This window comes from Pseudarthrobacter sp. MOO13 (genome assembly GCF_058267655.1).
Genome location: NZ_CM177848.1, coordinates 2,135,243 through 2,162,133, shown reverse-complemented (window position 1 = coordinate 2,162,133; position 26,891 = coordinate 2,135,243). Strand labels below are relative to the sequence as shown.

Here is a 26,891-nt window from a genome sequence, read left to right as displayed (position 1 = left end):
CTCACTGGTAGAAGACGAAGCGGCGGCTAAGGCGGAACTGCAGGGCGGTGACGGCAAGGATCAGCACGGTGAGTACCAGGCCTATGGCGGAGGCTTTGCCGAACTCCAGTTGCTGGAAGGCGGATTCGAAGATGACCATGACGGCGGTCCGGGTGGAGTCGCCGGGGCCGCCGTTGGTCAGGACATAGGGCTGGTCGAAGACCTGCAGGGCGCTGATGATGGCCATGACGGACGCCACGAGCACCGTCGGGCTGATCAGCGGAAGGGTCACGTTGCTGAACTGTTTCCAGCCCGTGGCACCATCCAGGTTCGCTGCTTCATGCAGTTCTTTCGGGATATTGGTCAGGGCGCCGAGAAAGAGCAGGAATGAGAACCCGAAGTTCTGCCACACGTAGACCAGGACGACGACGGCGGCGGACGCCGCAGGGCTTGTCAGCCACGGCACAGCGGGGATCCCGACGAGCGACAGGAGCCAATTCACCACGCCGAATTGTTCGTTGAACATGTACCGCATGGAGATGGACACCGACGCGGCGGACAGGACCAGGGGAAAGAAGAAGGTGGAACGGAGGAATACCCTCAGCCAGGAGGGCATCCTGGCCTGAAGCATGGAGGCCAGGCCAAGGGCGATGCCGAGTTGAAGGACTACCGCCACAATCACAAACCCGATGGTGTTCAGGAAGGACACGCGGACGGTGGGGTCCTGTGCCAGTGAGGCGAAATTGGCGAACCCGACGAACTGCGGTGCCGAAATGATGTCCCAGCGGAAGAACGCGAGGACCAGCGAAGCAATGATCGGCAGGAAGGTGAAAAGGGCCATCCCGATCACCGTAGGAGCAAGGAAAATCCTTGCAAGCCACCGCTCGACAAAGGACCGGCGCACGGCCGGTGGCTTCACTGGTGGCCGCGGGACGGTGGACGTGGTGGTCATGAATTCCTCCTCAGGGCCAGTTCGAGGTCACGTTGAAGGTTGCCCATCGCGGCCCGGACATCGGCGGAGCTGCCGCTGACCGCGGTGGAGACGTTCTTCATCAGGGCAGTTTCGACGGCCGCCTGGTGCGGCGGGGCGGGGATCGGGCCGGAGGTGGGGAACCTGTCCAGGGTGTCGTAGAAGACTTTCCAGTGCCGCGGCCCGGTGGCGGCGTAGAAGGACTCGTTGACCATTGAACGGCGTGTGGGGGTGGTGTTCGGCTTGGGAATGGCCAGCTGCATCGCTTCGCGGCTGGAGCAGAACTTCACCCATTCCCAGGCCGCATCCTTGTCTTTCGCTGTGCGCATGATCGCGTAGCCGGCAGCACCGAACTGGTGCCGCTGGGTCCGCCAGCGCGGGAAGAACTGCACGTCGAACTGATCAGCGGTCATCCCGGCCTCGTGCAGGCCCTGCGCCCAATAGCCACCGGCCGGCGTCGTGCCGATGCGGTTGTTGCCGAACAGGCCCACCAGGGCGTTGCCGCCACCTGATTCGGGACGTACGCCCAGTCCTTCGGCTACGAGCTCGCGCAGGTAGTCGAAGGTTTCAATGACGCGCCCGTCCTCGGCGTTGGGGGCCAGCCACTGGTATCCGCCACCACGGGTGCCGCGGGCAGGGTCGGTGGGGTAGAAGCGGTCCCAAAGCCAGTCCCCGCCGGGCGCCTTCGTTTCGGACAGGAAGCTGGTGTCATTGGCGTAAAGCCACGGCACCACCCCGCCGAAAAGCCGGTTGGTCCAGTAGTACGGGGTGAAATCGGAGGGGCGCGCTTTACGCAGGGCCCGTAGGGTGGAGCTGAAGTCGTCCTTGGTCCAGTCGTCCCTCGGCCGGTCAAGGCCGGCCTGCGCGAAGGTGGTGGTATTCAGGTACATGTTCGCCGCGTTCCAGTCCAGGGGAAGCTGGTACAGGCTTCCCTGGTACATGAAGGCTTCCAGCAGGCTCGGATGAACGTCATTAAAGTAGTCGCTCATCGCCGCGGCGTCCCGGCGGACATATCCATCCAGAGGCTCGGCCAGCTTGTCGGCGAACAACTGGGCGCCTTCGGTGGCGACATAGACCACATCCGGTGGCGTTCCCGCGGCCACCATGGTCAGGATCTTGGAAAAGAAGTCCTTCCAGTCCGCACCCTGAATCGCCTGCAGCCGCACTGGGATGTCGGGATGGGCGGTGGTGAAAGCCTGGATCAGGCCCTGGCGTCCCGCCGTATCCGCTGCCGTTCCCAGAATGGCGATGTTCAGGGCCTTGCTGCCGCGGCCCGGAATGTCGGCGCCGGTAAGTCGGGGCCAGGCCCCCACAGTGGCCCCCGCCACGGCGAGCCCGCCCAGGCCCAGCATGGAACGCCGGGTGAGTTGCGCAAACCTGCTGCTGGACCGCAGCGAATGCGCAGGGGCTTGGTGCTCCGGTGTCTTCTCAGACGTCATTGTTGGCTCCTCCTAACAGGGTAGACGGCGTCCTTTACGTTTGTTGCCCGCGGGGTCGTTTTGTTTATGCCTGGTCGCATGTGAAAGCCCGTGGTGCGGAGGCGTGTGCTTCGACAGCAGCTGTCAGTTCGTCAAGGGTGGGTGGGTTGGCCCCGGCGCGCTGCACGGTGATGGCCGCTGCTGCGGCTGCCGTGCGTCCCAGTTGCTCCATGACGGCGGGGGCAAAGCCCCCGGCGCCGCGGGTGAGCAGGCCCAGGATCAGTGCGGCCATGTAGGAGTCGCCGGCGCCGATGGTGTCCGCCACCGTCGCTTTGACGGCGGGAATGGTGATGCTCGCGGACGGCGAGGTGAATTGGGAGCCGGCAGCACCTTTGGTTATCACCGCCAGCTTGGCGCCCAGGCGGAGGATGTGCTCAGCGGTTTCTTCCAGTGTTTTCGCGGGGTAGAGCCACTGGGCGTCCTCGTCGCTGAGTTTAACGACGTCGGTCAGTGCGCCGATTGCTTCGAAGCTTGCCTTCGCTTCGGCGTGGCTGCCAAGCAGCGATGGCCTGATGTTCGGGTCGTAGGTGATGGTGCAATGCTTGTGGGCTTGTTCGAGCAGGCTTTTGACGGCACCGGCCCCGGGGTTGAGGAAGGTGGCGATGGAACCGGTGTGCAGGACTTGGGGGAAACAGGCAGGCGTTGCTCGTGGCAGCTGCCAGCGGATGTCGAAGTCGTATGCGGCGGATCCGTCGGGTCCGCGGGTTGCGGTCGCTGTTGCGGTGCGGGTGAGGGATTTTGATCCAGGCAGAAGTGTTACCCCTGCCCGGTGGAGGTGGTTCTCGATAGTTCTTCCCCGCTCATCGGGTGCAATGGCCGTGAGCAAGCCCGTGGTGACCCCCAGGAGAGCGAGGCCATAGGCGACATTGGCGGGCGATCCGCCAGGATGCTCAACCTGGCTGTCCGGGGCGGTGACCACATCGATCAGCGCTTCGCCGACAACGACGGCGTCAAATGGCTGCTGGGCGTCTGGGCAGGCTGCTTTGAGGTAATCCATATTTTTCTCTCGGGCAGTGTTGATTGGGGAGCGGCTAAGTCGTCGCGTTGATCTCGTTGATCGTGAGGTCACTGAAGGTGGCCGTTCCATCGTTGGCGTAGAGCCGGATGTTGTTGTCACCTTCCAGGGGAAACACGCGGTGTGAGTGCACCACCCGTCCGTCTCCGACGAACATTTCGACGCTGGTCCGGTCCACCAGGAGACGGAGTGTAAGGCGCCCTGCCGAGGGATCGATGGGTGTCTGGCTTTCCCCGCCAGTGGGGTTGATGGTGGGCCGCCGGTTGACGTAAGCGAAGGGGCCGCGGAGGAATGCACCGGCGGCGACGTGCCGGCCCCCACCGGCTGCACGGCAGACCTCAAGGCCGATGTTGGACGGAGGGGCCGTCGGGTCCCATACAAGTTCACAGGTCAGGTCATAGGCTAGTGAACTGATATCGAGGTCATGGGTTCCCGTGACCTCGACGTCCCCGAGGCGGTGGGTGCGTTCGATGTGGTTGGCCAGGCCGGTGGTGGGGGTCGAGAGGAGGCTGTAGCTTCCGCCTGCCTTCTTGAGCCGGATGTCGCGCACGATCATGTCATCACCGTTGTACGCGTCGGTCGCCAGGGTGGGGGTGTTGTGGGGGTAGTCCCAGAAGTTCGCCCAGCCAAGCGCCCTGCGCAGGGTGGCATCCTCCGCGCCGGAGGCGTCGTGGTGGGGGTAAGTCACTGCTCCGTAGAAGTCATAGCCGTAGTCCAGCCACTCCGGCTCGGCATGGTCCGGAGCAAACGTGATTCCGTTGAAGGCTCCTGTCCAATAGGCGTATGTTGCCGGCAGTCCTCGGCCTTTGCCGTTGGCGCTGGTGCCCAGGATCCAGTGCGAAGTACCGTCGTCGGCGGTCATGCGGAAAAGGTCCGGGCACTCCAGCAACCCAAGGTCCGTCCGGACGAACTCGCCGACCCGCCGCCAGGAACGCAGGTTGGCAGATGTGTAGAAGCCGAGCTTCTGCCCTTCGGCGTTGACCATGAACCACTGCCTGCGGTCTTCGTCCCAGATGACTTTCGGGTCGCGGAAGTCCTGCACGCCTGGGTTTGGAAGTACCGGCGCCGTCCCACCAGGTTTGAACGAACGCCCACGGTCAGTTGAGTACCAGAGGTATTGCGCCTGGCGGCCCTGGGGTGCCTGGGTCACGAGGGCTATGACGGCGTTTTCACCGTAGCCGGCAGTGTTTCGTTCGTCGATGACAAGGCAGCCTGACCAGCAGTCGCCGTTGCCGTTGCTGAACTTGGGGATGGCCACGCCACGGTCGCGGAAGGAGACGTGGTCGGTGGTGGTGGCACGGCGCCACGATGTGCCGCCGCCGCCCTGGAGGTAATCGGCGTTGTAGAGGTAGTAGTAGTGGTATTCGCCGTCGATGTAGATGGGCCGCTGGGGGTCGTTCTTCCAGTTGTCGGGGACGCTGAAGTGATAGGTCGGGCGCATACGGGTTGGTCCTTTGTAGGGCGGCTTGGCCGGTGCGTTGTTTGGGGCGTTCAGGGGTGCCGCTGCCGCTGACTGGGCGAATGGTGTTGCTAGTGCGAGCGATCCGGTGAGGCAGCGGCCCCGCTTCCGGTCAGGAGGGCACGCCGGGATACGGCGGGTGAATCTTCCATCAGTTACCTTTCGGCGGGCAGCGACGGTGCTGCCGGGGCGTGAATGTTGATGTTTGGACGTGGAAACGGGAACGTCAGTCTCCAGGCTCCGGTTCTGTCGCCAATGCATGGCCGCCGGCGCCGGCGCGCGGGCGGTAGAGGTGGCAGCGGACCCAGTGGCGGTTCAGGGGATCGCCCACCTGGTGCCGGACGGGTTCCTTGGATGAGCAGCGCTGCTCCGGGTCGTTCTCAAAGGCGCAGCCGGCGGAAGCCATGACGGCTTGCCGGAGCTGGGCGCGGTGGATGGGGTCGTAGGATCCGGCCCGCGCCGGGTCGGGGACGGCTGAGACGAGCAATTGGGTGTAGGGGTGGGCCGGGTTGGCCAGCAGGTCCAGTGATTCACCTTCTTCCACGATTTCGCCGGCGAACATGACGGCCGTCCGGTCCGCCAGGTACCGGGCGGAGGCGAGGTCGTGGGTGATGTAGAGCATGGAAATGCCCTGCTCATCGCGCAGTTTCCGCATCAGGTTCAGCACGCCGATGCGGACCGAAACGTCCAGCATGGAAGTCGGTTCGTCGGCGAGGATGACGTTTGGCTCCACGGCCAGGGCCCGCGCGATCGCGACCCGTTGACGTTGCCCGCCGGAGAGCTCATGGGGGTAGGAGTCGAGCATGTCGGCCTGAAGCCCGACGGTGGTCATGAGCTCTTCGAGACGGCGCCTGGTCTGCTCTTCGGAACCGCGTTGGCGGGTGCCGCCTTTGCCGTGGATGGTGAGGGACCGGCGGAGGAAGTGCTCGATTCGGTGGGCGGGATTCAGTGAGCCAAAGGGATCCTGGAAGACCATTTGCAGCTGGGACCGGAACTCCCGTGAGGCCTGGAAACGGTCACGTTTGAGGACGTCGACCCCGTCGACCAGGATGGCCCCTTCGCTCGGTTTCTCGAGCCGGGCGACACAGCGGGCCAGGGTGCTCTTGCCTGAACCGGATTCGCCGACCAGTGCCACGATCTCTCCGCGACCGATGGTCAGGTCGACACCGTGGAGCGCCCGGACCGCCTGGCTGGAGAACAGGCCGCCGATGTGGAAGGACTTACCAAGTCCGCGCACCTCCAGGGCAGGAGTCAGGGACGAAACATCCGGCCGTGCCGGGGAGTGGACGGCGTGGCTCATTGTGCTGCTCCTTCAAGGACGGCGGCTTCGGCGTCGGCATCAAACGGTGCCACGAAGTGGCCGGGCGCAATTTCGGCGAGGTCCGGGATGTTCCGGAACTTCACGCCGTCGGGCAGGCCCTTAAGCGGGATCCGCGGGCCGGTGAGCGGCGGGAACGCGCCCATGAGGGCTTGGGTGTAGGGGTGTCCTGGGGCGGTGTAGATGTCGTGGGCTTTGGCCGTTTCCACGATCCGGCCGCCGTACATGACGGCCATCCGGTGGGAGAGTTCCACCATCAAGGACATGTCGTGCGTGATGAAGAGGACGGAGAAGCCCAGTTCGCGCTGCAGATCCTTGATCTGGGCCATGATCTCCTGTTGCACCACCACGTCCAGTGCGGTGGTGGGCTCGTCAAGGATCAGCAGTGACGGCTTCAGGGCGACAGCCATGGCGATGACGGCGCGTTGCCGCATGCCGCCGGAGAGTTGATGCGGGTACGACTTGAGGCGGGCGGGGTCCATGCGGACCAGTTCCAGCAGCTGCGCCGCGCGTCGAAGGGATTCTTTGCGCGGGTAGCCGGCGTGGGTGGTGAAGATGTCAGCCATCTGTTCCCCGATGGTGAGCACGGGGTTCAGCGAGTTCATGGCGGACTGGAACACCATGGCGACGTCCTGCCAGCGGAAACGGCGCAGCTCGTCCTGGTTCATGGCGAGGACGTCCTTGCCGCCGAAGGAGATGCTGCCGGCGGCGATCTTCGCCGGGTCCTTGAGCAGCCGCATGATGGAGTTGGCGATGGTTGATTTTCCGCAACCGGATTCGCCGGCCAGCCCGAAGACCTCACCGGCGCCGATGCTGAAGGAGACGTCGTTCACGGCCGTGGTCGAGCGGGAGTCGCCGACGTATTTGACGGTGAGGTTCTTGACGTCGAGGACCGGTTCATGGGAGCCGAAGGAGGTTTGGGAGACGGTCACTGTGCGGCGCCCCTTTCGGTGGTGGCGGGTTTGCGGATCTTCCTCAGCCGGGGGTTGGTTACTTCGTCGACGGCGTAGTTGATGAGGGCCAGGGCGAATGCGACCAGGGCGATGCAGAGGCCGGAGGGGATGAAGACCCACCAGCTTCCGGTGAGCAGGGCGCCTTCGTTTCCGGCCCAGAAGAGGTTGTTGCCCCAGGAGACAGTGCTGACGTCACCCAGTCCAAGGAATTCGAGGCCGGCCTGGGCCCCGATGCCGTAGATGACGCAGGCGAGCAGTGTTCCCATCACGATCGATGCCATGTTCGGCAGGATTTCGCGGAACATGATGCGGCCGGCGCGCTCACCGGAGACGACGGCGGCAGCGACGAAGTCCTTGGATCGGATGGATAGGGCCTGTGCCCGGAGTACGCGCGCCGATCCGGCCCATCCCGTGACGGTGAGGACCAGGATGACCGTGCCCAGCCCCGGGGGCAGGAAGGCGGCCAGGATGACGAGCAGCGGCAGGCCGGGAAGGAGGAGGAAGACGTTGGTCAGCAGCGACAGTGCTTCGTCGATGAATTTGCCGAAATAGGCTGATGCCAGGCCAACGAGGATTCCGATGAAGGTGGATGCGAACCCGACGGTAAGCCCTACGAGCAGGGAGCTTCGGGCGCCGTGGATGGTCAGGGCGAGCACGTCCTGGCCCTTGGCGGTGGTTCCGAGCCAGTGTTCGCTGTCTGGTTCCAGTGAGGCCATCCCGGTGATCCGGGAGGGGTCGTCCGGGAACAGTACCGGCGCGGCCAGGGAGAGGACGATGAAGACGAGCATGATGGCCATGCCGGTCATGGCCTTCTTGTTGGTGATGAGTCCGTGGATGAAACCACGGTTGGTTTTGCGGGCAGCTTTTGCTTCAGTTGGCTGCTGGAGGATAACGCTGGTCATGGTCGGTCCCTTGGTTACTGTGTACGCACTGCTCAGTTGCTGCGCACGCGGGGGTCGAGGCGGACGTAGAGGATGTCCACCAGGAAGTTCGCCAGCAGCACGGCGGCGGTGATGGTCAGGAACAGGCCCTGCATAAGCGGGTAGTCGAGGCCTTGGACGGCGTTGAGGAGCTGGTATCCGACGCCGGGGTAGGCGAAGACCACCTCGGTCAGGAGGGCGCCGCCGACGACGAAGCCCAGGCCCATGCCGAAGCTGGTCACCGAGGGCAGCATCGCGTTCCGGGCTGCGTAGCGGAGCATGATCCGTCCGGGGCGCAGGCCCTTGGCTTCGGCCATGGTGATGTAGTCCTCGGAGTTCGTGGCAATCATGGTGTTCCGCATGCCCAACATCCAGCCACCGATGGAGACCAGCACGATGGTCAGCGCCGGTAGCACGAGGTGGGCGCCGACGTCACCGATGAACTCGGCGGTGAACGCCGGCTCCAGGCCGTCGGTGACCGCGTGGCGGATGGGGAACCAGCCGAGCACGACGCCGAACAGGTACAGAGCGCCCATTGCCAGCCAGAAGTAGGGGAACGATCCGATAAAGACCAGCACGGGAGGCAGGGCCGAGTCGAGGGCGCTGCCGCGGCGCCAGGCTGCCAGGATGCCCAGCAGGTTGCCCACGACGGCGGCAATCACCAGCGCGGTTCCGCCAAGCAGGAGGGTCCAGCCGATTTGGGATGAGATGACTTCGGTGACGGGGGTGGGGAAGCGCGTAATCGATACCCCCATCTGTCCGGTGAGGATGTTCTGGAGGTAGCCGGCGTACTGCTCCCAGATGGGCCGGTCGTCCACGCCAAGCAGCTTGCGCAGGGCTTCGAGCTGTTCGGGCTGCATTCTGTCCTGGGTGCGGGCAAACATGCGTGATACGGGGTCCCCGGGCATGAAGCGGGGGAGCAGGAAATTCAGGGTAATGGATGCCCAGAAGGCGATCAGGTAGAAACCCAGTCGGCGCAGGATGAAGCGCACGGTTTCCCTCCAATTCGGGAGTGGTCAAGATTGTGGGTACGCCCGACGGCCGGCTGATGGCATGTGCCAGGCCGTCGGGCGTGTGGTGCCTTGAGGGCCAGATGGGCCTCAGGGGCGGGGGACTACTTGCGCGGTTCCAGGCTGGTCAGCACCAGAACCGTGGTGGGTGCGCGAACCGAGAGGGTGGCGTAGGGGTTGTCCTGCGTGGGCCAGCCGGTGAAGCGGGTGTCATTGTATGCACCCCATTCCGGGCCGGAAAACAGCGGCACCACTGGTGCGGCGTCGTTGTATTCTTCCTGCAGCTTGTTGGCAATATCCTTTTGCCTGGACTGGTCAGTCGCTGCAGCGAAGTCGCTCAGCAGGGCATCAGCTTTGGGGTCGCCGAAACGGTGGTAGTTATCAGAGGCCTTGGTGCCCACGGGCTTCACCGATGCGGAGCCCATGATGGTGTTGAAGTACTTGTACGGGCTGGGATCGTTGGCACTCCAGACGATGCCGGAGTCGAAATCACCCTTTTCGTACCCTGCCACCACGGCAGCCCAGTCCGGAGAGTCCACCTTCGCGGTTACGCCGACCTCCGCCAGGTTCTGGGAGATCACGTTGGCCACGGAAAGCCAGTCGGACGAGGTAGCACCCACGGAAATCTTGAACTCGAACGGTTTGCCGTCCTTGAGCGTGCGCTTGCCGTCGGGGCCCTTGGGGTAGCCCGCCTTGTCCAGCAGGTCGTTTGCTTGCTGGACGTCGTGCTTGGTCCACGTGCAGTTGTCCTTGACCTGGGTGTTCTTCCAGGTCTCGTAGTTGCCGGAGAGGCCGGTGCAGTCGGCCGGCTGCGCGTAGCCGCTCATGCCGATCTTGGTGACCTGGTCCCGGTCCACGGCCATGCTCAGCGCCTTGCGGACATCTACATCGTTGAAGGGCGCCTTGGTGGTGTTGAGCTGCCAGTTGATCATGGCACCGGTCGGAGGGAACCAGTAGTGCCGGTGGTCCTTGTCCTTCGAGACGAAGGTCTTTTCGATATTCGGGATGTACTGGGGCGCCCAGTCCACGTCGCCGTTGGCGGCGGCGAGGTTGGCGCCGTCGTTCCCGGCGAACGCGAGCATCTTGATGCCGGCAATCTTCTGCTTGTCCGGCTGCCAGTAATTGGGGTTCTTCTTCAGCACGAAGGACTGGGCCTGGAAGTTGTCCACCTCGGTGTACGGTCCGGTGCCCACAGGTTTGGCGTTGGCGTCCTTTTCCGGATCGGCCAGCGCGGACCAGATGTGCTTGGGCAGAATGCTGAGCTGGCCGACGTCGTACAGGGCGGGGGACCAGGGCTTGTTGAAGTTGAAGGTGACCTGGTTGCCTTGCGCCGTCACGCCGTCGAGATACTCGTAGCCGCCCTTCAGCTTCTTCTGCAGCTCGAACGTGTACGCGACGTCGTCGGCAACGAGCGGCTGGCCGTCGGACCACTTCACACCATCACGCAGGGTGAACGTGATGGACTTACCGTCGTCCGCGGCCTTCCAGTCGGTGGCCAGCCACGGCACCGTATTGCCCTTGGCCGGGTTGAAGACCAGGAGGGACTCGTAGATGGACTGCTGGACCATGGGGTTGACGGTCGGCGCGAACGGGTTGAAGTTCTGCACGAACGTGCCCATGTCTTCACGGGGAATGGTGAGGAACGCGCTGGCGTTGGCTGCGGCGTCGGTGCCGCCGGACTTGTTGCCGGTGGCGGCGCAGCCGGTCAGCAGCATCGCGCCTACCGCCAGTCCGGCCGCGGCAATGCGGGCGGACTTGAGGAACCTGGTTTGTGTCATGATGGGGTTATCTCTTCCTGTCTTCATCAGCAAGGTGAAGGGTGGGTTGGGGTTTTGCTCTTCGACGTTGATTTCGCGGTCAGACCGAAGAGCGTTCTAACAGCGGACAGTCGACCAACTGCTGACTGGCAGTGATCGGCTGTCCGGCTGTAAGGGCGGCGAGCGTCTGGACTCCCAGAGCGCCCATCTTTTCGAACGGCAACGCAACAGTGGTCAGCTTGGGCCTGAGGTAGGCCGCGATGAGTTCCTGGTTGTCGAAGCCGATCACGGCGACGTCACCGGGGATGGCCAGGCCACGTTCCTTGATGGCGTCGTAAGCCCCCATGGCCATACGGTCATTGAGGCAAAACAGGGCGGTGGGCCGGTCCTTGGCCGGGTACCGGTCAAGGATCTGACAGGCAGCGTCGTAGCCTCCGTCTGCCGTCGCATACCCGGCCGCCACGAGTTCCGGATCAAGCTCCAGGCCGGCGTCGGCCAAGGCCTCCCGGACGCCCTGCAAACGCCCAACAGCTGCCGGGATGCGGGGGTCCAGGTTGATCACACCGATCTTGGTGTGGCCGGCCTTGAGGAGGCGTTCGACGGCGACCCGTCCGCCCGCGCGTTCGTCAGGGACGATTGAGGGCAGCTTCCCGTCCAGGTCGAAACAGTTGACGAGCACCGTGGGCACTTCGTGCGCGCTGGGGGGCACATGGACGCCACGGTGGTGGGTTGCGGCGTACAGCAGGCCTTCCACCCGCTGCTCCAGCAGCTTTTCCACAGCAGCATCCTCCATCCCCTGGTTGGGGCCGGCCGCATCACCCTGGTCCGACGGGGCGATCAGGAGGAACCGGCCGTCACTCCAGGCCTGGTCCTGGGCACCTTTGATGATGTCCACGGCGAATGGGGCCGTGACGATCTCGGTGACGATTCCGTACCAATCGCTGCGCTGGGATGCCAGCGCCCTCGCCCCGGCATTTGGACGGTAGCCCAAAGCTTGAACCGCCTCAGCGATGCGGACCCGGGTCTCCTCCGAGATGCTGGCGTCTTCACGGTTGTTCAGCACGAATGAAACAGCTGTCCGGGATACTCCGGCATGCTTGGCTACGTCATTCATGGTGACGCCACGCTGCCGGGCAGTGCCGGGTTTGTCGGGGGAGGTGGTCTTCGCCATTGAATGCTCCAGAGGTCTTCGTTGAGCTGGGGTTGCCCGTGCTAATACGGAGGCAATGGGGTGAATCTAAGCCTAGTAACTCGCGTTACTTTGGGGCTGTGATCTAAGTTACCCGCGTTACTAGATGGTGTCAATACATTTCTTCAGCTGCTGCTGTTAGGGGCGGTCCTTGAAGGACTCGACCTTCCCGGGATCTCTTTCGATGACGGGGCCGAGGATGTCATCGATCCTCAGGAGCATTTCCTGGTCGAGTTTCACTCCTGCGGCACGGACGTTGTCCACGAGCTGATCGGGCCGGGATGCTCCCACGATGGCTGCCGAGACGTTGGGGTTTTGGAGTACCCATGCAACCGCGAAAGCCGCCATGGACAGTCCCGTCTCTTCGGCCAGGAGCTTCAATTTCTGGACGCGGATGAGGATGTCCTCGTTGAGAAAGCGGTGGTCATTCTTCAGCTTGCCGTTGTCGCCTCGGAAGCGGGAGCCTTCCGGGGCCGCCGCGCCGGGGGTGTATTTGCCGGTGAGGGCTCCCTGGGCGAGCGGAGACCAGCAGATCTGGCCAATGCCCAGTTCCTCGCTCAGGGGAACGATTTCCGGTTCGATGACGCGCCACAGCATGGAATACTGCGGCTGGTTGGAGATGAGCTGGACCCCAAGGTCCCTGGCAAGGGCAACGCCGGAGCGGATTTCGTCCGCCGTCCACTCCGACACTCCGATATAGTGTGCCTTCCCCGCCCGGACAATATCGGCAAAAGCCTGCATGGTCTCTTCCAGCGGAGTCTCGTAGTCATACCTGTGCGCCTGGTAGAGATCCACGTAGTCAGTCTGGAGCCGGCGCAGCGAGGAGTTAATGGACTCCATGACGTGCTTGCGGGACAGGCCGCGGTCGTTCCGGCCATCCCCGGTAGGGAAGTAGGCCTTGGTAAAGATCTCCACGCTTTCACGGCGTGTTCCCTTGAGCGCCACACCCAAAGCTTCCTCGGCCCGGGTTCCGGCATAGGCATCGGCAGTGTCGAAGGTGGTGATGCCCAACTCCAGTGCCTGTTTGACGCATTCCGTCGCAGCGGCCTGGTCGATCTGCTCGCCGTGGGTCACCCAGTTTCCGTAGGCGATTTCGCTGATGTACAGGCCGGAGGTTCCCAATTTGCGGTATTCCATTAGGCATCAGCCTTTTCGAAGTTGGTGAGTTGGAAAACTGCGTCGGCTGTGCCGCCGGTGGAGTAGAGAGTGAGGGAAGTTTGGGCTTGATCCGGGAAGATCAGTTCGGTCACCGAGACGAGCCCATCGTTGCCGAAGACCTCCACTGAGCAATGGTCGACGAAGATCTGCAGGCGGTAGTTGCCATCCTTGGCTGCGGCAATGGGGGCGCGGCTGGTGGAGGCGAAGGCTTCGTGGAAGTCGGTGTCGCCGGAGTGGGTGCGGTCCACGATCAGGTCCCCGCTGCCGGCGTGGATCCCGATTCGTGTCCCGACCGTCCCGTCCGCTGACCCTCTGACCACAAGCCCGAACTCCTCGGCGTCACCAGGGGAGAAGGTGATGTCAATAAGCTGTACCGCAGTGCCGCCCTCAACGGTTGCGGGGCCGTTCAGGGCCAGCCGCTGCTCGGGACCGGGTGTCGAAGTTGCCCTCGCCTCCGGTACGGGGCGCTGCAGGAGCCGGGGTTGCCCGTTCACGGAAACGAGGGACACGTCCCGGACCAGGCTCATGGGGCTGCGCCAGGGCGAGGTGGGGATGTGGTTGGCATACTGCCAGTTGTTCATCCAGCCGATCATCAGCCGCCGGCCGCCCGGGACGTTGCTGAACGAGACCGCGGCGTAGTAGTCCCGGCCCCAGTCCAGCCACTGGTAGTCGGGTACGCGCTCAGGGTCCTGCATCCCCGCGGTGAGGGTTGTCTCGGAACTGAACGTGACGCCGTCGAACTCTCCCACGAAGTACTGCCCTGCGGACCCGCCGTTGGGGCCGCCGGGGTTCATGTTCACCGTCAGGACCCATTTCATGGCTGAGGAGTCACCGTCCAGGGGCAGCTCGAAAAGGTCCGGGCATTCCCAGATGCCTCCCGTGCCATTGGCGGGGCCGAAGGTGCTGAGATATTCCCAGCTCTTGAGGTCTTGTGAGCGGTAGAGCAGGACGGTGAAATCATGGGCCTCCACCGCCACCATGACCCAATAGCTGCCCGAAGGGCCGTCGTAGCGGAATACCTTGGGGTCCCGGAATTCCGGCGAGTTCCGGGTCAGGACCGGGTTGCCGGCGTACTTCGTCCAGGAGTATCCGCCGTCCGTGCTCCACGCGAGGGACTGCGCCTGCGTGCCCTCGTGGAGGGAGCCCGGCTTGTACGCGCTGGTGTAGATGGCCACCAGGGGAGCCTTACCGTCCGCGCCGAATCCGCTGGTGTTTTCGGCGTCAACCACAATGCTGCCGGAGTAGATTTCCTCGTCGTCATCACAGGGAATCGCTACCGGTTGCTCCGTCCAGCTGACCAGGTCAGCAGAAGTCGCATGGCCCCAGGACATATTGGCGTGGACGTTTCCGAAGGGGTTGTTCTGGTAGTACAGGTGGTAGGTGCCCTCGTGGAAGACAAGCCCGTTCGGATCGTTGAGCCACGTGTCTTTGGCGGCAAAGTGCATGGCCGGCCTGTAGGTCTCAACGGTGGTGGTAATGCTGTTCATTGTTCTCTTTTCATGGCCGTGACTGCGGTCCGCGGACCTGTGGAGCGGGCGTGTGTTGGCGTAAAGGGAGCACCGCGAAATCGAACTGGCTGCAATTGCAGGAGTCGGGGTGCTCTCAGGTTCATCGCGTGGGGAGAGCGCCTGGCTCGACCTGAAGAAAGAATCTGGTTTGTGTCATGATGAGCTGTCTCTTCCTTTCTTCATCAGCAAGGTGAAGGGTGGGTTGGGTTTTGCTCTTCGATGTTGATTTCGCGGTCAGACCGAAGGGCGTTTTAGTACTGGACAGTCGATTACTGCCGGATGGCAGTGGTCGGCTGTCCTGCTGTATAGGTTGATGAACTTCCTAAGTGTTTGTTCCTAAAGACCCACGTCTACGAGGCTCCTTGGCGCCCCGTGTGCAGCAATAGCTGCCTGGGGAAGCAATGTCTGAGTAGTTCCGTGCCCGGCTTTGGGAGGCGGTGTCCGCCATTGGATGCTCCAGAAGTCTTCTCTTTAACTGGACCTTGGCCGCTAGTGGTCTGGTCTTACTATTAGTAACTCGCGTTACCTTGGTGCGTGATCCAAGTTACCCGCGTTAGCTGGTTGGTGTCAAAGGGTTTTTTCCACATGTATGCCGTCGCCCACTGCATGGTGGGCGTTGCCGGGAATGGCAGATTTCCCAATCCCGGCACCGTATTCGTGAGATACGTGCCAGCCTGTCGTTGACTGGAACGGGGTCGCGTACAGCCCTGGACGGGCGTCCCGGCGGCTCGTCGCTATAGCCGGTAGCCCTGAGAACCTCGATGGGCCTCATGTTCCGGCACGCCTGGCAGTGGCAGCATCGGCGCGGGTAGCCCAAGGGAGGTGGACTTAGGCTACTTTTGGTCGGTACCCCGGCTGGTCGGTCGCAGCGCGCCGTCACATGAGTCTTCGAGAAAATGGACTCTGACACGATGTCAGCGCGGAGAATCGGAGGCATGACCGATATCTCGAAGCTCATGCCCATCGGCCACTTCTCCTCGCTCAGCAGGATCAGTGTCAGGATGTTGCGGCATTACGACGCGAACGGAGTCCTCGCTCCGGCTGTTGTCGATCGAGCCACCGGCTACCGCTGGTATGCCCACGACCAGCTCCGCGAGGCAAGCGAAATCCGGCGGCTCAGGGACGTGGGCTTTGGTGTGTCTGCCATAGGGGCGCTCCTTGCTGCCCGCGGGACTCCCGCTTACGCACAAGCCCTGTCCGCTCAGCGAGCGGCCCTTGCCGAGGAATCGTCAGCCGCCCTGCGACGGCTCGTAATCATTGAACGAATGCTGGACCAACAACGTCAGGAGGACGCCATGTCTACCGTCTCGGCCCAACTCACCACGTTGCCCGAGCAAACCCTCATCACCCTTCGCGGGAGGGTGCCCGACTACACTGCCGAGGGCGAACTATGGGCCCGGTTCACGCCTGAGATCTCAGCCCAAGGGATTCGCGTCACGGGGGCTGGCGGGTGCATCGAACACGACGGTGAATACCGCGAGCATGACGTCGACGAGTCGGTCTTCCTTGAGGTAGCGCCCGATACCGAGGCCGCGGAGCCACTGAGCGTGCTGCACTTTCCCGCACGTCGCGTGGTGGCCGCTACAGTCACCGGGCCGTACACGGATGCGATTCCCCGGGCACATGAAGCGATCGCAGCGTTCATGGCCGAGAACGATTGGCGGCCGGCCAGGGAAGATGACGACCTCGCGACGCACCACTTCAACATTTATCGCAACGATCCGAGCCAAACGCCCGAAGCCGAGATCGTGACCTCAGTGTTCATGCCTGTCGTGGAGGCATAGTCATATGCGTTCTCTGAAGGCAGCCAGGTGATTTGGGTGAGCGGTCCAGTCGAACCCTGAAGGAAGCATCGGCGAAGAGGAACCCGTGGCACGAGTCATCTTGCGGCATTCTCTTCGGCGAGTCGGGCTTGGGCGCCAGGGGAGTTTAGTTCTGTGCTTTGTCGTGGGTGAATTCGAGCCGCTGTACCTTGCCCATGATGAGGTAGCCGAGCAGGGCGACGGCTCCGTGGGCGCCGACGAACCAGAGGGCGACGTCGAAGTTCCCGGTGGCCGCGATGACGAATCCGATGACGATGGGGGTCGCGATGCCGGCGATGTTGCCGAAGGCGTTCATGATGGCGGCGGAGACGCTGTTGGCTTCCTTGGGGGCCATGTCGGTGGCGAATGCCCAGCCCAGTGCCGCAACCCCCTTACCGAAGAATGCGAGAGTCATGAGCGTCACGATGAGGGGTGTGCTGTCGGTGAATGGGCAGAGCATGATCAGCATGGCCAGTGCCATGCCGGCAACCGACGGAATTTTCCGTGCCGCCGTGAGGGGGACTCCCCTGCGTAGGAGGAGGTCGGAGATGAATCCACCCAGTATGCCGCCAGCGAACCCTGCGAGGGCGGGGATGGCCGCGATGAAACCGGCCTGCATGATGTTCAGGTGCCTGCTGCTGACCAGGTAGATCGGGAACCAGGTGATGAAGAAATAGGTAAGGGCGTTGACGGCGTATTGTGCCACGTAGAGACCCCAAAACATGCGGCTGGTGAAGAGCTGCTTGAACTGGGACCGGGTGATTGTCGCCTTCCGCTGGGAGAGGGTTGCCGATTCGTCGAGGTCGACCAGGCCTCCTCCTGCCCGGATGGTTTCGATTTCTGTTGCGGAGACGCGTTTGTGCCTTGAGGGGACGTTCATCCAGCGAAACCAGACGACGGCCATGGCCAGGCCAAGTGCGCCCAGGACGTAGAACCCGATGCGCCAGCCGAAGGTGAAGGTCATCCAACCGATGATGGGGGCGAACATTGCTGTGGCGAGGTACTGGGCGGAGTTGAACACTGCCGTGGCTTGACCGCGCTCGCTGGTGGGGAACCACATGGTGGTAATACGTGCGTTAGCAGGAAAGGCAGGGGCTTCCACAAGCCCGAGGAACAGGCGTAGGGCGAACAGGATGCCCACCGATACCAGAACCGGTGTGGAGATCAGGCCGACGAAGCCCACCACGAGAGTGGCCGCGGACCAGAGCGCGAGGCTGAGCCCGTAGGTCTTTTTGGCTCCGAACCGGTCCAGCAGGTATCCGCCCGGAAGCTGCCCGACGACATAGGCCCAGCTGAAGGCTGAGAAAACAAACCCGAGCTGGACTGATGTCATCCCGAGTTCTTTGGTCATGTCTGTTCCCGCGATGGACATGCTGCTGCGGTCTGCGTAATTGACTACCGTGACGAAGAAGATCAGCCCCAGCACAAGGAACCGTGTATGGGACTTGGTGCGTGCAGGACGTGCTGGTCCGGCTTCCTGGGTGGTGGATTGGATGATGGGATTGGACATCGACGTTCCTTATCGTGGAAAAGCGCGGGGGTCGGGTTCACTGCGGCGTCTGTGGGCCGGGTCGGGACATCCGAACACTCGTGGGTTTAGTTGTCGGTGCTGCGCTGTGTGGCGCAGGGGGATGCCGGAGCGTTGTGTGCTTCGGCCGTGTCGCCGTGGGCGCGAACGGCGGCAAGCGTGGGTTCTGTGGGCGCCGGCAACCGTGCGCGCCCGGAGCGGAGGTTACGCGCCGAAGGCCACGCTTTCGGTTGTCCAGGCGCGGGCTTGGTCGCTGAGGGTGATGCCGAGGCCGGGGCGGTCCGGGACGATCATCCGGCCGTCTTTGGTTTCGAGGCGTTCGTTGAACAGCGGGTCGAGCCAGTCGAAGTGCTCTACCCAGGGTTCGCGGGGGTAGGTGGCGGCGAGGTGGAGGTGGATTTCCATGGCGAAGTGCGGGGCTAGGCCCAGGCCGCGTTCGTCGGCGAGGGCGGCGAGTCGGAGGAATTGGGTGATGCCGCCGACGCGTGGGGCATCGGGTTGGATGATGTCGCAGCCGTTGGCGTTGATCAGGGCTTTGTGTTCGGCGACGGAGGCGAGCATTTCGCCGGTGGCGATGGGGGTGTCCAGGACGTGGGCGAGGTGGGCGTGGCCTTCGAAGTCGTAGGCGTCCAGCGGTTCTTCGATCCAGGCCAGGTTGAAGTCTTCGAGGCGGCGGCCCATGCGCAGGGCTGTGGCGCGGTCCCACTGTTGGTTGGCGTCGACCATCAGTGGAACGTCGGGGCCGATGTGGTCCCGGATGCCGGCGACCCGGCGGAGGTCTTCCGTGCTGTCCGGCAGGCCTACTTTGATTTTGATGCCGCCGATGCCTTCCTCGATGGACCGGCTGGCCCGGTCCTTGACCTCTTCGAGGGTGGCGTTGAGGAAGCCGCCGGAGGTGTTGTAGGTCCGCACCGAGTCGCGGTACGAGCCCAGGAGCTTGGCCAGGGGCAGGCCCGCGCGTTTTGCCTTCAGGTCGTACAGGGCGATGTCGACGGCGGCCAGGGACTGGGTGGCGACGCCGGAGCGGCCCACGGAGGCCCCGGCCCACAGGAGTTTGGTGTAGATCCTGGCGATGTCGTTGGGGTCCTCGCCGATCAGGCCCTCGGCGACCTCTTTGGCGTGGGCGTACTGTGCCGGTCCGCCGGCCCGTTTGGAGTAGCTGAAGCCGATGCCCGAATGCCCGAGTTCGGTGGTGATCTCGGCGAACAGGAAGACCACCTCGGTCATGGGCTTCTGCCGGCCGGTAAAGACTTTGGCGTCGCTGATGGGGACAGTGAGCGGCAGGCGCGCGGTGGACAGCTTGACGTGCCGGATCAGATCGACAGTACTCATTGATACTCCTGGGAAAGGGGGCAACGTTACCCCGCTCACATATAATATAAGCTGAAAACTTGTATTACAAGATGCGCGGTCACTCCAGTCCCAGGCTTTGACGATCTACTGGGTTCCACTGGGGGACCGGATCCTCCCAGGCCAGGCACCCTCGACGACACGGTGGCGAGCAGCCGAGGGGCCCCCTATTTCCAGTAGGTGGAGATGCAGGCGAGGGGATCGCCCGATTTCGTCTCCGCCGTGCCGTTGTAGCCGGTCAAGAGGGCCGCCTTCCGTTCGTCTGCCGAGCCGTGCGGGGCCGTTCCGCCGGGGAGTGTGTCGCCAATGGACTCCAGGCCGGCAATGGCTTCTTCGTAGTCACCTGGCTCCAGCAGCCCTTCGTAATAGGCGGTGGCCATCCAATTGCCTGCGAAGCAGTCGGCTATGAGTTCAATGTTTTTTCCTTGCGGTGCGGCCGATATTGGCGCTTCCGGATGCAATTTGTTGTAACCCAGCTGGATCGCATTCTGAACGTGGTGGCCGAACTCGTGGGCCACAAGGATGGCGGCAGCAAAGTCACCCTTGGTCTTGCTGTTGCGTTCGAAGACGTCCCCTGTCCACATCTTCTGGAAGGTCGTGACGGGGAGAATAATTGTCCCGTCATGTTGGCTGTCGCTGTCCTTGGGGCAGTAATAAGAGTTCGGATGATCACTGGTGAGAGGCGCGGTGAAGCATTTGCTCGTGGTTGTCGTATTTGGCTCGATGAGGATGAAGTAAACGGACGGTTGAGGCAGGCCAACTGAAGGGAACCACTTCGCCCATTGGTTTCCTACATCGTCCATAACGAAATTCAGGTACTGCTCCACGGTGTACGAGTAGTCGCTACCCGGGATGACCTGGCTTTGCGGAGGCGCAGCACCGAGCGGTGCATCACCCAATGGGTCGCTCTCGATGCAATGGCCCGGGTTAAGCTTGTCGGTGCTTGAGCAACTGACAGTTGCTGTGGCGGTTGGCGGTTGAGCCGTGGGGGTGACGGTTTGCCTTTGCGCTGTAGGGGTGGCGGCCGGCGTGGGAGTTTCAAATTGCGGTTGGGCCGTGGTGGTCGCTGGGATCGTTGCGGAATCCGCCGTGGGAGCGGCAGAGGTTGCTGGGCCGGCGGGTGGCCCTTGGTTGGCAGGTGTGGCGGGCTGCGAACTGCAGCCGGATATGACCAGGGCGAGAAATGCGGTCATCGAGAGAAACTTTGCGATTTTGCGGGGGAGCGAATTCATTGTTGCCTCCTGGCAATTAATGACGAGCTGAATTCGGTGGGGAGCCCCTGCACTCCCTGCGGCGGATGGGAAAACCTGGATATTGGGGCCATGAAAGGCCGCTTTTGGGTCCGCCAATTCTAAGGATCATTTGGCGCGTATAGCTATTGTCCTGCCTCCCTAATCTGTTTTGGGGGAGTTAACTGGAGATCTCCGTACAATTCCGGGTTTGACACGCGGGCGGTGTCTGACAGGCGCCGATACCTACAACAGCCCTGTCTCGAAGCATCAGCCCATCGGGAATGAACACCGCCTGGCGCTTCTCGGGCACGCCGAAGACGGCCGTCTCTCCAGGGCGCCGTCGGCGGTGGCATCCGAGGGAGGGTTCACCACTTGGCCGGCGCGGTGGTAACCGTGATGAAATAACGGCATCCGCGCCGGCGTTTCTTCAATGAGTGGGAGTACGGCCAGGAGGCGCCAATGACCAGGATCCAGGTCATCATGGGAACAACCAGGACGTGCCGCTTCAGCGAACGTGTCGCCCCTTGGGTGCAGCAGCGGCTGCGGGAGCACGGGTTGGACGTGGAACTGCTGGATCTCCGCGACTATCCGCTGCCGTTCTTCGACCAAAAACCGCCGTCCGTCACCAGGCGTGACTACCCAACCGAGGCAATCGCGGCGCTGGGCCGCAAAATTGATGAAGCGGACGGGTTCGTCATCATGAGTGGTGAATACAACCACGGCTACCCCGCAGTGTTGAAGAACGCCATCGATCACACCTTCATCGAGTGGCAGCGCAAACCTGTTGGCTTCGTCGGCTGGGGCGGCGTAGGGGGAGCCCGGGTGATCGAACAACTCCGACTGGTGGCCGTGGAACTTGACATGGCAGCCATCCGCCAGGCCGTGCACATCCTGCCTGACGTCATACGCCCGGCACTGAAATCCAAAGACCCTGCTGACTTCAGCGTCTTCGAGCCTATCGAGCCCCGGCTCAAAGCTCTCGCCGAAGGGCTCAAGTGGTGGGCCGAAACCCTCGCCAAAGGCCGCGCCATCGACTACGAATGACGGGCTTGCCGCACCCGTGACACGGGTCGTCGTCGGTGACGACGACATGCCTGGGCACCAGAACCGCCGCCTTCGAGACCGCCTGGTTAAAGCGCAAACCCCGCATGTCTACCTACCGGGTTTATTTGCCGCGTTCTGTGAACTCATCATCGAGTTCGTAGTGGCGGAATTCCGTTTCGGGATCCGATTCGCCCGTAGTGACGATTTCATGATCGAGCTGTCGCTGGATCCTGCTGTCCAGTACCTGAACATCGTTATCGGTCATCACTTCCAGATCCTCCGGGAAGTCGTCGTCCGGGGTGAGGCGCAGCTTGTCCGTCATCTCTTGGCCATCCTTCAGGTACTGTCCCGATTAATCGTGTGTGGATCAGTGTACTGGGGCCTGGCCGCAGGGCGCGCGGGTGTCCAGAGCGTCTCGACCCACCGGCCTGCGGATGGAACTCCCGGACCGACATCCGCGGCGTCGATCTGCTGACGACGAGGCGAGGTCACAGGTGTGCGTGCTTCAGGGTGCCGTCTCATAGCCGATGAGCCAGTGGAGCCCGTGGCGGTCGACGACCTGGCCGTCCGCCGCGCCCCATGGCTTCGGGCCAAGGGGATCGACCACCCTGCCGCCCAAGGCGAGCTTGTCGAACCACTGGTGAAGAACGGCAGGTACGGCGGTTCCCAGCAGCGAGAGCATCAGCCCCTCAGATTGGACAGCATTCTCGCCGGTGGCCGCGTCCGCCCCGGCCACGGCGACCGGGCCTGAGAGGACGCCGTGGGCTATGGCATCCGGTGGTCCGTCATTCCGGCTGAACTCCCGGTACGTGAACAAGGAGAGTTCGCCGCCGAAAACGTCCGCGTAGAAACCAAGTGCTTCACGCGCCGTGCCGGGGAACATGACATAGATTTGCGGCGCCGTCATGGCCCACAGCGTACACGGCGTTTCTTGCCCAGGGGAGCGAGAACACGGTGTCTGGGCGGATGTTGCCGGGGGACCGCGGGTCCGACGAGTGTGGCAGGCACCACGGGCGCCGTTGCGCGCGGCAGCGGTGGTTCGAAGCTAGCGTGGAATGACCCCCAGCGATCCAGAGGACCATGAAAACCGCCCTTCTGCCTTCCAAAGCCCTAACGGCCGCCGTTGTCTTGCTGCTGGGTGGGTCATTAGCAGGATGTGACGCCACAGCCCACGCCTTCGACGACGGCCAGCCTGGCCCAGGCATCGCCTCAGGAGCAACTGTGCATGCCGAAGCTTCCGTTGACGCCGCGAGAGCTCTCGCCCAACTGGAAACCATCCAAGTAAAAGGTCGGGCGCCCAAGACCGGCTATACCCGCGATGAGTTCGGGCCGGCGTGGGCGGACGTCGACCACAACGGTTGTGATACCCGCAATGACATTCTTGGGCGTGATCTCCTGGACAAGACTTTCAAGCCCGGCACCAATGGCTGTGTCGTTGCCAGCGGCACCTTGGCCGACAAGTACACCGGCTCGAGGATCGGCTTCGTCCGCGGCCAGGACACGAGTTCCAGGGTCCAGATCGACCATATCGTTCCACTCAGTGATGCATGGCAGAAAGGTGCACAGCAGCTCAGTGAAGAGCGGCGCAAGGAATTCGCCAACGACCCGCTTAACCTCATGGCTGCGGACGGACCGACCAACGCCGCCAAGGGTGACAGCGACGCGGCAACGTGGCTGCCGCCGAACAAAGCCTTCCGTTGCGACTACGTCGCCCGCCAGACTACCGTCAAGGCCAAGTACAGCCTCTGGGTCACTCCGGCCGAGCATGATTCCATCGCCCGCACCCTTAAGGACTGCAATTAGAGGAGGTGCCTGCGTCGCCCGTCCTCTGATTCCTGGTTAGAGCCCGCATATGAGCTGCGAACGCCCAATGGAAAGTAGTTGCCAATTTGGAAACTACTTGTTTAGATGGACAGACATTCAACTGAGCGAGGAGTTTCCGTGACAAACCATCCAACCCCGGAGCAAGCCCGTGAGCAGCTCTCTGCCGTCCAGGCCCGCAGCATCACCTCAGAGCGGGACCGTTCGGTCCACGCCCTGGCAACGGCTGTGTTCGGTGCTACCACGGCCTTTTACATGGCGAGTCAGAATATCCTCGCCGGCGGCATGGCCCATGCCGTGAAGACCGTTGCCTTCATTGCCTTGTGGCTGCTCGTTGCCTGGTGGATCGAACGGGCAGCGAAAACGGTCCCTCGAAGGGCGAGGTTGTGGTCAAGGACAGGCATTGCAGGATCCTTCGTCCTGTCCTTGATCGCCGTTCTGCCCTGGCTCAACCATGCGTCCCAATCCGCCGACAACACGTGGCCCATGGTCGCTCTGGGCGCCGTCCTCGCCGCCGCCCCAGCCTTGGTGGCCGCTGCAGCTATCCGTTGGATCTCCAGGTGAGCAGTGCCGGCCAGCATGCCCGGCACAGGCTGGATGAGCACATTCACGCACCCGTCCGGTTCAGTATCGTTGCCGCCTTGGCGCAGGTCGACGAAGCCGAGTTCGCCCACGTCCGCGACACGATCGAGGTGACGGCCCCGGTGCTCTCCAAGCAGGCTGCCCAACTCGAAGCTGTCGGCTACATCAAAATCCGAAAAGGCTACGTCGGAAAACGCCCGCGGACCTGGCTCTCCCTCACGCCTGCCGGGCGGACTGCCTACCAGCACCACCTCGAAGCGCTCCGGTCCATCGCCGCCGGACTGTAGGGGCCCCTGCCTGGTACGCGACAGTGCGGGACGGTCAAGCAGGCACCGGAGAATCGAACGCCGAGGCCAACCGGCCGCCGGCCCCCCAAGCGAATGAGTGTGTGGATGGCCGGCTGCGCGCGTCTGCCACGGAGCTAACCAGCACGGCGGACGTGGAAGGCCGGGTGTCAGCGGGGGTTTTCGATCGACACGGTCTCCTGGTGTTCAGGAACGCGGACTTTCCAGCCAAGTTGACGCTTGATTCGGACACGGAGAGCGTCAGCGGCGTCCGGCTCCCCGTGCGTGATGTAGGTCATGTCTGGTGCCTGCGGGGCTGCCTGCATCCATTGGAGCAATTCATTGGAGTCCGCGTGCGCGGAGAGGCCTTCCATCTGGATGACTTCTGCTTCGATGTGGACATCCTGCCCGTAGATGCGGAGGTGTTTTCCACCTGCGGCGAGTGCTGCGCCGCGCGTGCCTCCGGCCTGGTATCCGCTAAGGATGATGGCATTGCGCTTGTCTGGGCCGTAGGCAGCGAGGTGGTGCAGGATCCGGCCGCCCGTGAGCATGCCGCTGGCGGAGATGATGATCATGGGTCCGCCGCGGAGGTTGAGCAGTTTCGATTCGTCCGCGCTGCGGATGGGCTTCGCGACCCTGTACATGGCTTCAAAGTCGTGCTGTGCCAGCCTGTGTTCCTCGCGGTGGCGCTGATACATACCGGAGGCGTCGATGGCCATCGGGCTGTTGAGGTATATGGGGATGGCGGGAATCGCATGCCGGGCCAGGAGGCGGGAGAGGTACAGGAGGACGGTCTCGGCCCGGCCGACGGCGAACGCGGCGATCATGATGACTCCATGTCGCTTGGCCACGCGGCTGATGATTTCGCCGAGTTCAGCTTCCGGGTTTCCTCCTGGGTGTGTCCGGTTGCCGTACGTGGATTCCGTGACAAGGACGTTAGCGGTCCCAAGGTCTCGTGGCGGGTACATCAGGGGGTCGTTCCTGCGTCCCAGATCGCCGGTGAAATGCACGGTGTGGCCTGCGAGTGCGAGGTGTACCTGTGCTGCCCCAAGGATATGCCCGGCCGGAAGGAATGTTGCCTCGATGCCCCCTGGCAGCAGGAAAGGGGAGTCGAAGGCCCGGGTTTGAAAACTGTCCAGCGACCGGACGGCGTCTTCAGCGGTATAGAGGGGCATGGGCGGATGGTGCGTTGACGATTCGGTGCGGTCCGCATACCGGGCTTCCTCCTCCTGGAGATAACCGCTGTCCGGGAGCAGGAGGGAACACAGTTCCGCGGTACCGGGTGTCGAGTAAACAGGACCGCGAAAGCCATCGCGTACCAAGGCGGGGATGTACCCGCTGTGATCCAGATGGGCGTGGGTGAGGACCACCGCATCGACACTCGCCGGGCTGACCTGCAACGGAGTGCGGTTTCGATCACGGAGGACCTTATAGCCTTGGAAAAGTCCGCACTCAACAAGGATCCGGTGATTTTGCGAACGGACCAAGTATCGGGAACCTGTCACCGTGTCCGTAGCGCCCAGGAACTGCAGCGCTGGTGGATGTTGCCCGCTCATACGTGCTCCTGATCCGCCTGGCTGGGTGACTCAACCATGCGCTCGACTCGTTGGCCGTAAAGGGCCACGCAGGGCCCCCCGTCCTTTCAGTAGATACCTGACCTGTGGGCGCCGACAGGGCCTAACGCCCCTGCCTCCGGGGAGGGAATCCTGGGTTCATGCCTGCACTCCGGATCCCTATCCCAAAATTGCGTCCATTTCCCGGCCCGCGATGTCCACGATGCGTTGCATGGCCGCATGTGCCGCCGCGGGTTCGCTGGCGACAACGGCCCGTGCGACTTCGAGGTGCAGGCGCAGCGGCTCTGGTTCGGGCCGGTCGGGCATCAGCCCGTGGTGGGTCCGGCCGGTCAGGACCTCTCCGATCGCCGATTCCAGGTTGAGCAGCATCTCGTTGCCGGACGCTTTGAGGATCAACGCGTGGAATTGGATGTCCAGGGGAAGAAAGGCTTCGAGGTCGCCGGCTTCGGCCGTGACTTCAAGTCCTGCCGCGAGTTCAAGCAGCAGGCGGCCGTCCTCCGCCGCTATCCGCGTGGCAGCGAGTTTTGCGGCCAGCGGTTCGACGGCGGAGCGGAGCTCGGTCAGTGACCTGAGCTGGGCTGCCCTGCCTGAACCATTCAGCCGCCACCTGACCACGAGCGGATCGAAAACGTTCCATTCGGACTGGGGGCGGATGGATACGCCCACGCTGCGGCGGGAGGTCACCATTCCCAGCGTTTCCAGGACGCGCAGGCCTTCGCGGAGCACGGATCGCGTGACGTCGTACTGCTGCTCCATGTCTTCGGAGCGGAGCACCAGTCCGGTGGCCAGCTTGCCGGACGTAATGTCACTCCCGAGCCGCTCGACGATCGCAGAATGCCTGCTGACGTGCCGGGCGGTCCCTGGTTGATCAGTCATCGCAGCGTCCCCCTTTGGGCCGGAGGCACGTCAATTTGCTGGCAGCGCCGCCGGGTTCCATAAATCGTATTTAGTGTGTACGGT

24 protein-coding genes are annotated in these 26,891 nt (G+C 63.1%); 5 read left to right on the top strand and 19 right to left on the bottom strand.

What is annotated here, in order from left to right:
* Position 1: 1 nt before the first annotated feature.
* From AC4EEO_RS10025 to AC4EEO_RS09970, 12 genes are all read right to left on the bottom strand, one after another.
* On the bottom strand, positions 2 to 931 hold the full coding sequence (locus tag AC4EEO_RS10025; RefSeq protein ID WP_491340365.1) for a carbohydrate ABC transporter permease: 930 nt from the start codon (positions 929 to 931) through the stop codon (positions 2 to 4).
* Positions 928 to 2,388, bottom strand: coding sequence for an extracellular solute-binding protein (locus tag AC4EEO_RS10020; protein WP_491340364.1), 1,461 nt, complete (start codon positions 2,386 to 2,388; stop codon positions 928 to 930). Before AC4EEO_RS10020 ends, AC4EEO_RS10025 begins: the two co-directional genes overlap by 4 nt.
* A 64-nt stretch (positions 2,389 to 2,452) precedes the next feature.
* Positions 2,453 to 3,424: a PfkB family carbohydrate kinase gene (locus AC4EEO_RS10015; protein ID WP_491340363.1), complete on the bottom strand. Its 972-nt coding sequence runs from the start codon at positions 3,422 to 3,424 to the stop codon at positions 2,453 to 2,455.
* 34 nt (positions 3,425 to 3,458) lie between these two features.
* On the bottom strand, positions 3,459 to 4,883 hold the full coding sequence (locus AC4EEO_RS10010) for a glycoside hydrolase family 32 protein (RefSeq protein WP_491340362.1): 1,425 nt from the start codon (positions 4,881 to 4,883) through the stop codon (positions 3,459 to 3,461).
* Between the two features lie 244 nt (positions 4,884 to 5,127).
* Positions 5,128 to 6,201 carry an ABC transporter ATP-binding protein gene (locus AC4EEO_RS10005; protein WP_285318226.1) on the bottom strand — a complete coding sequence of 358 codons (1,074 nt, stop codon included), beginning with the start codon at positions 6,199 to 6,201 and terminating at the stop codon, positions 5,128 to 5,130.
* Positions 6,198 to 7,151: an ABC transporter ATP-binding protein gene (locus AC4EEO_RS10000; RefSeq protein WP_018763808.1), complete on the bottom strand. Its 954-nt coding sequence runs from the start codon at positions 7,149 to 7,151 to the stop codon at positions 6,198 to 6,200. The genes AC4EEO_RS10005 and AC4EEO_RS10000 overlap by 4 nt, the downstream gene beginning before the upstream one ends.
* Positions 7,148 to 8,074 carry an ABC transporter permease gene (locus tag AC4EEO_RS09995; RefSeq protein ID WP_133832848.1) on the bottom strand — a complete coding sequence of 309 codons (927 nt, stop codon included), beginning with the start codon at positions 8,072 to 8,074 and terminating at the stop codon, positions 7,148 to 7,150. The genes AC4EEO_RS10000 and AC4EEO_RS09995 overlap by 4 nt, the downstream gene beginning before the upstream one ends.
* Positions 8,075 to 8,106: 32 nt before the next feature.
* On the bottom strand, positions 8,107 to 9,084 hold the full coding sequence (locus AC4EEO_RS09990; RefSeq protein ID WP_491340361.1) for an ABC transporter permease: 978 nt from the start codon (positions 9,082 to 9,084) through the stop codon (positions 8,107 to 8,109).
* A gap of 122 nt (positions 9,085 to 9,206) precedes the next feature.
* Positions 9,207 to 10,880, bottom strand: a complete 1,674-nt coding sequence (locus tag AC4EEO_RS09985) for an ABC transporter substrate-binding protein (RefSeq protein ID WP_491340360.1) — start codon at positions 10,878 to 10,880, stop codon at positions 9,207 to 9,209.
* A 79-nt stretch (positions 10,881 to 10,959) separates the two neighbouring features.
* Positions 10,960 to 12,030 carry a LacI family DNA-binding transcriptional regulator gene (locus AC4EEO_RS09980; protein ID WP_133832846.1) on the bottom strand — a complete coding sequence of 357 codons (1,071 nt, stop codon included), beginning with the start codon at positions 12,028 to 12,030 and terminating at the stop codon, positions 10,960 to 10,962.
* Between the two features lie 156 nt (positions 12,031 to 12,186).
* Entirely contained in the window at positions 12,187 to 13,185 is a 999-nt protein-coding gene (locus AC4EEO_RS09975; RefSeq protein WP_491340359.1) for an aldo/keto reductase family protein, read from the bottom strand.
* The gene (locus tag AC4EEO_RS09970; RefSeq protein WP_491340358.1) at positions 13,185 to 14,693 is read right to left on the bottom strand and encodes a glycoside hydrolase family 32 protein; all 1,509 of its coding nucleotides are present in this window, start codon (positions 14,691 to 14,693) and stop codon (positions 13,185 to 13,187) included. Before AC4EEO_RS09970 ends, AC4EEO_RS09975 begins: the two co-directional genes overlap by 1 nt.
* Before the next feature lie 956 nt (positions 14,694 to 15,649).
* Here AC4EEO_RS09970 and AC4EEO_RS09965 point away from each other — a divergent pair.
* On the top strand, positions 15,650 to 16,498 hold the full coding sequence (locus AC4EEO_RS09965) for a MerR family transcriptional regulator (protein ID WP_491340357.1): 849 nt from the start codon (positions 15,650 to 15,652) through the stop codon (positions 16,496 to 16,498).
* 145 nt (positions 16,499 to 16,643) lie between these two features.
* Here the strand turns inward: AC4EEO_RS09965 and AC4EEO_RS09960 are convergent, their stop codons facing one another.
* The 3 genes from AC4EEO_RS09960 to AC4EEO_RS09950 all read right to left on the bottom strand — a co-directional run bounded on the left by AC4EEO_RS09960 (position 16,644) and on the right by AC4EEO_RS09950 (position 20,626).
* Positions 16,644 to 18,026 (bottom strand): MFS transporter, encoded by a 1,383-nt coding sequence (locus AC4EEO_RS09960; protein ID WP_491340356.1) that lies wholly within the window; start codon positions 18,024 to 18,026, stop codon positions 16,644 to 16,646.
* 222 nt (positions 18,027 to 18,248) lie between these two features.
* Complete coding sequence (locus AC4EEO_RS09955; RefSeq protein WP_491340355.1) at positions 18,249 to 19,376, bottom strand: L-talarate/galactarate dehydratase; 1,128 nt, start codon at positions 19,374 to 19,376, stop codon at positions 18,249 to 18,251.
* Between the two features lie 185 nt (positions 19,377 to 19,561).
* The gene (locus AC4EEO_RS09950) at positions 19,562 to 20,626 is read right to left on the bottom strand and encodes a neutral zinc metallopeptidase (RefSeq protein WP_491340354.1); all 1,065 of its coding nucleotides are present in this window, start codon (positions 20,624 to 20,626) and stop codon (positions 19,562 to 19,564) included.
* A 459-nt stretch (positions 20,627 to 21,085) separates the two neighbouring features.
* On the opposite strand from AC4EEO_RS09950, the gene AC4EEO_RS09945 reads away from it, so the two are divergent.
* Entirely contained in the window at positions 21,086 to 21,670 is a 585-nt protein-coding gene (locus tag AC4EEO_RS09945; RefSeq protein WP_491340353.1) for an NADPH-dependent FMN reductase, read from the top strand.
* Positions 21,671 to 21,791: 121 nt separating this feature from the next.
* Here the strand turns inward: AC4EEO_RS09945 and AC4EEO_RS09940 are convergent, their stop codons facing one another.
* On the bottom strand, positions 21,792 to 21,992 hold the full coding sequence (locus AC4EEO_RS09940; protein WP_018761174.1) for a hypothetical protein: 201 nt from the start codon (positions 21,990 to 21,992) through the stop codon (positions 21,792 to 21,794).
* 183 nt (positions 21,993 to 22,175) lie between these two features.
* Entirely contained in the window at positions 22,176 to 22,577 is a 402-nt protein-coding gene (locus AC4EEO_RS09935; RefSeq protein ID WP_491340352.1) for a VOC family protein, read from the bottom strand.
* Positions 22,578 to 22,750: 173 nt separating this feature from the next.
* On the opposite strand from AC4EEO_RS09935, the gene AC4EEO_RS09930 reads away from it, so the two are divergent.
* The 3 genes from AC4EEO_RS09930 (at position 22,751) to AC4EEO_RS09920 (ending at position 24,360) form a co-directional block, all read left to right on the top strand.
* Positions 22,751 to 23,473 (top strand): HNH endonuclease family protein, encoded by a 723-nt coding sequence (locus tag AC4EEO_RS09930; RefSeq protein WP_109044679.1) that lies wholly within the window; start codon positions 22,751 to 22,753, stop codon positions 23,471 to 23,473.
* 138 nt (positions 23,474 to 23,611) lie between these two features.
* Positions 23,612 to 24,055 carry a hypothetical protein gene (locus tag AC4EEO_RS09925; protein ID WP_133831470.1) on the top strand — a complete coding sequence of 148 codons (444 nt, stop codon included), beginning with the start codon at positions 23,612 to 23,614 and terminating at the stop codon, positions 24,053 to 24,055.
* Positions 24,052 to 24,360 carry a winged helix-turn-helix domain-containing protein gene (locus AC4EEO_RS09920; protein WP_018761178.1) on the top strand — a complete coding sequence of 103 codons (309 nt, stop codon included), beginning with the start codon at positions 24,052 to 24,054 and terminating at the stop codon, positions 24,358 to 24,360. Before AC4EEO_RS09925 ends, AC4EEO_RS09920 begins: the two co-directional genes overlap by 4 nt.
* A 167-nt stretch (positions 24,361 to 24,527) precedes the next feature.
* On the opposite strand, the gene AC4EEO_RS09915 is transcribed toward AC4EEO_RS09920, so the two are convergent.
* Together AC4EEO_RS09915 and AC4EEO_RS09910 are read right to left on the bottom strand one after the other, a co-directional pair.
* Positions 24,528 to 25,913, bottom strand: coding sequence for an MBL fold metallo-hydrolase RNA specificity domain-containing protein (locus AC4EEO_RS09915; protein WP_491340351.1), 1,386 nt, complete (start codon positions 25,911 to 25,913; stop codon positions 24,528 to 24,530).
* A gap of 177 nt (positions 25,914 to 26,090) precedes the next feature.
* Complete coding sequence (locus tag AC4EEO_RS09910) at positions 26,091 to 26,807, bottom strand: FadR/GntR family transcriptional regulator (protein WP_109044676.1); 717 nt, start codon at positions 26,805 to 26,807, stop codon at positions 26,091 to 26,093.
* Positions 26,808 to 26,891 lie beyond the last annotated feature (84 nt).

Bases quoted from the DNA above. Each gene is read 5' to 3' on its own strand.
- AC4EEO_RS10015 (WP_491340363.1), bottom strand. From the start codon at position 3,424: ATGGATTACCTCAAAGCAGCCTGCCCAGACGCCCAGCAGCCATTTGAC.
- AC4EEO_RS09940 (WP_018761174.1), bottom strand. From the start codon at position 21,992: ATGACGGACAAGCTGCGCCTCACCCCGGACGACGACTTCCCGGAGGAT.
- AC4EEO_RS09970 (WP_491340358.1), bottom strand. From the start codon at position 14,693: ATGAACAGCATTACCACCACCGTTGAGACCTACAGGCCGGCCATGCAC.
- AC4EEO_RS10005 (WP_285318226.1), bottom strand. From the start codon at position 6,201: ATGAGCCACGCCGTCCACTCCCCGGCACGGCCGGATGTTTCGTCCCTG.
- AC4EEO_RS09910 (WP_109044676.1), bottom strand. From the start codon at position 26,807: ATGACTGATCAACCAGGGACCGCCCGGCACGTCAGCAGGCATTCTGCG.
- AC4EEO_RS10020 (WP_491340364.1), bottom strand. From the start codon at position 2,388: ATGACGTCTGAGAAGACACCGGAGCACCAAGCCCCTGCGCATTCGCTG.
- AC4EEO_RS09955 (WP_491340355.1), bottom strand. From the start codon at position 19,376: ATGAGTACTGTCGATCTGATCCGGCACGTCAAGCTGTCCACCGCGCGC.
- AC4EEO_RS09960 (WP_491340356.1), bottom strand. From the start codon at position 18,026: ATGTCCAATCCCATCATCCAATCCACCACCCAGGAAGCCGGACCAGCA.
- AC4EEO_RS09965 (WP_491340357.1), top strand. From the start codon at position 15,650: ATGACCGATATCTCGAAGCTCATGCCCATCGGCCACTTCTCCTCGCTC.
- AC4EEO_RS09995 (WP_133832848.1), bottom strand. From the start codon at position 8,074: ATGACCAGCGTTATCCTCCAGCAGCCAACTGAAGCAAAAGCTGCCCGC.
- AC4EEO_RS09945 (WP_491340353.1), top strand. From the start codon at position 21,086: ATGACCAGGATCCAGGTCATCATGGGAACAACCAGGACGTGCCGCTTC.
- AC4EEO_RS09915 (WP_491340351.1), bottom strand. From the start codon at position 25,913: ATGAGCGGGCAACATCCACCAGCGCTGCAGTTCCTGGGCGCTACGGAC.
- AC4EEO_RS09975 (WP_491340359.1), bottom strand. From the start codon at position 13,185: ATGGAATACCGCAAATTGGGAACCTCCGGCCTGTACATCAGCGAAATC.
- AC4EEO_RS09930 (WP_109044679.1), top strand. From the start codon at position 22,751: ATGAAAACCGCCCTTCTGCCTTCCAAAGCCCTAACGGCCGCCGTTGTC.
- AC4EEO_RS09950 (WP_491340354.1), bottom strand. From the start codon at position 20,626: ATGAATTCGCTCCCCCGCAAAATCGCAAAGTTTCTCTCGATGACCGCA.
- AC4EEO_RS09985 (WP_491340360.1), bottom strand. From the start codon at position 10,880: ATGACACAAACCAGGTTCCTCAAGTCCGCCCGCATTGCCGCGGCCGGA.
- AC4EEO_RS09980 (WP_133832846.1), bottom strand. From the start codon at position 12,030: ATGGCGAAGACCACCTCCCCCGACAAACCCGGCACTGCCCGGCAGCGT.
- AC4EEO_RS10025 (WP_491340365.1), bottom strand. From the start codon at position 931: ATGACCACCACGTCCACCGTCCCGCGGCCACCAGTGAAGCCACCGGCC.
- AC4EEO_RS09935 (WP_491340352.1), bottom strand. From the start codon at position 22,577: ATGACGGCGCCGCAAATCTATGTCATGTTCCCCGGCACGGCGCGTGAA.
- AC4EEO_RS10010 (WP_491340362.1), bottom strand. From the start codon at position 4,883: ATGCGCCCGACCTATCACTTCAGCGTCCCCGACAACTGGAAGAACGAC.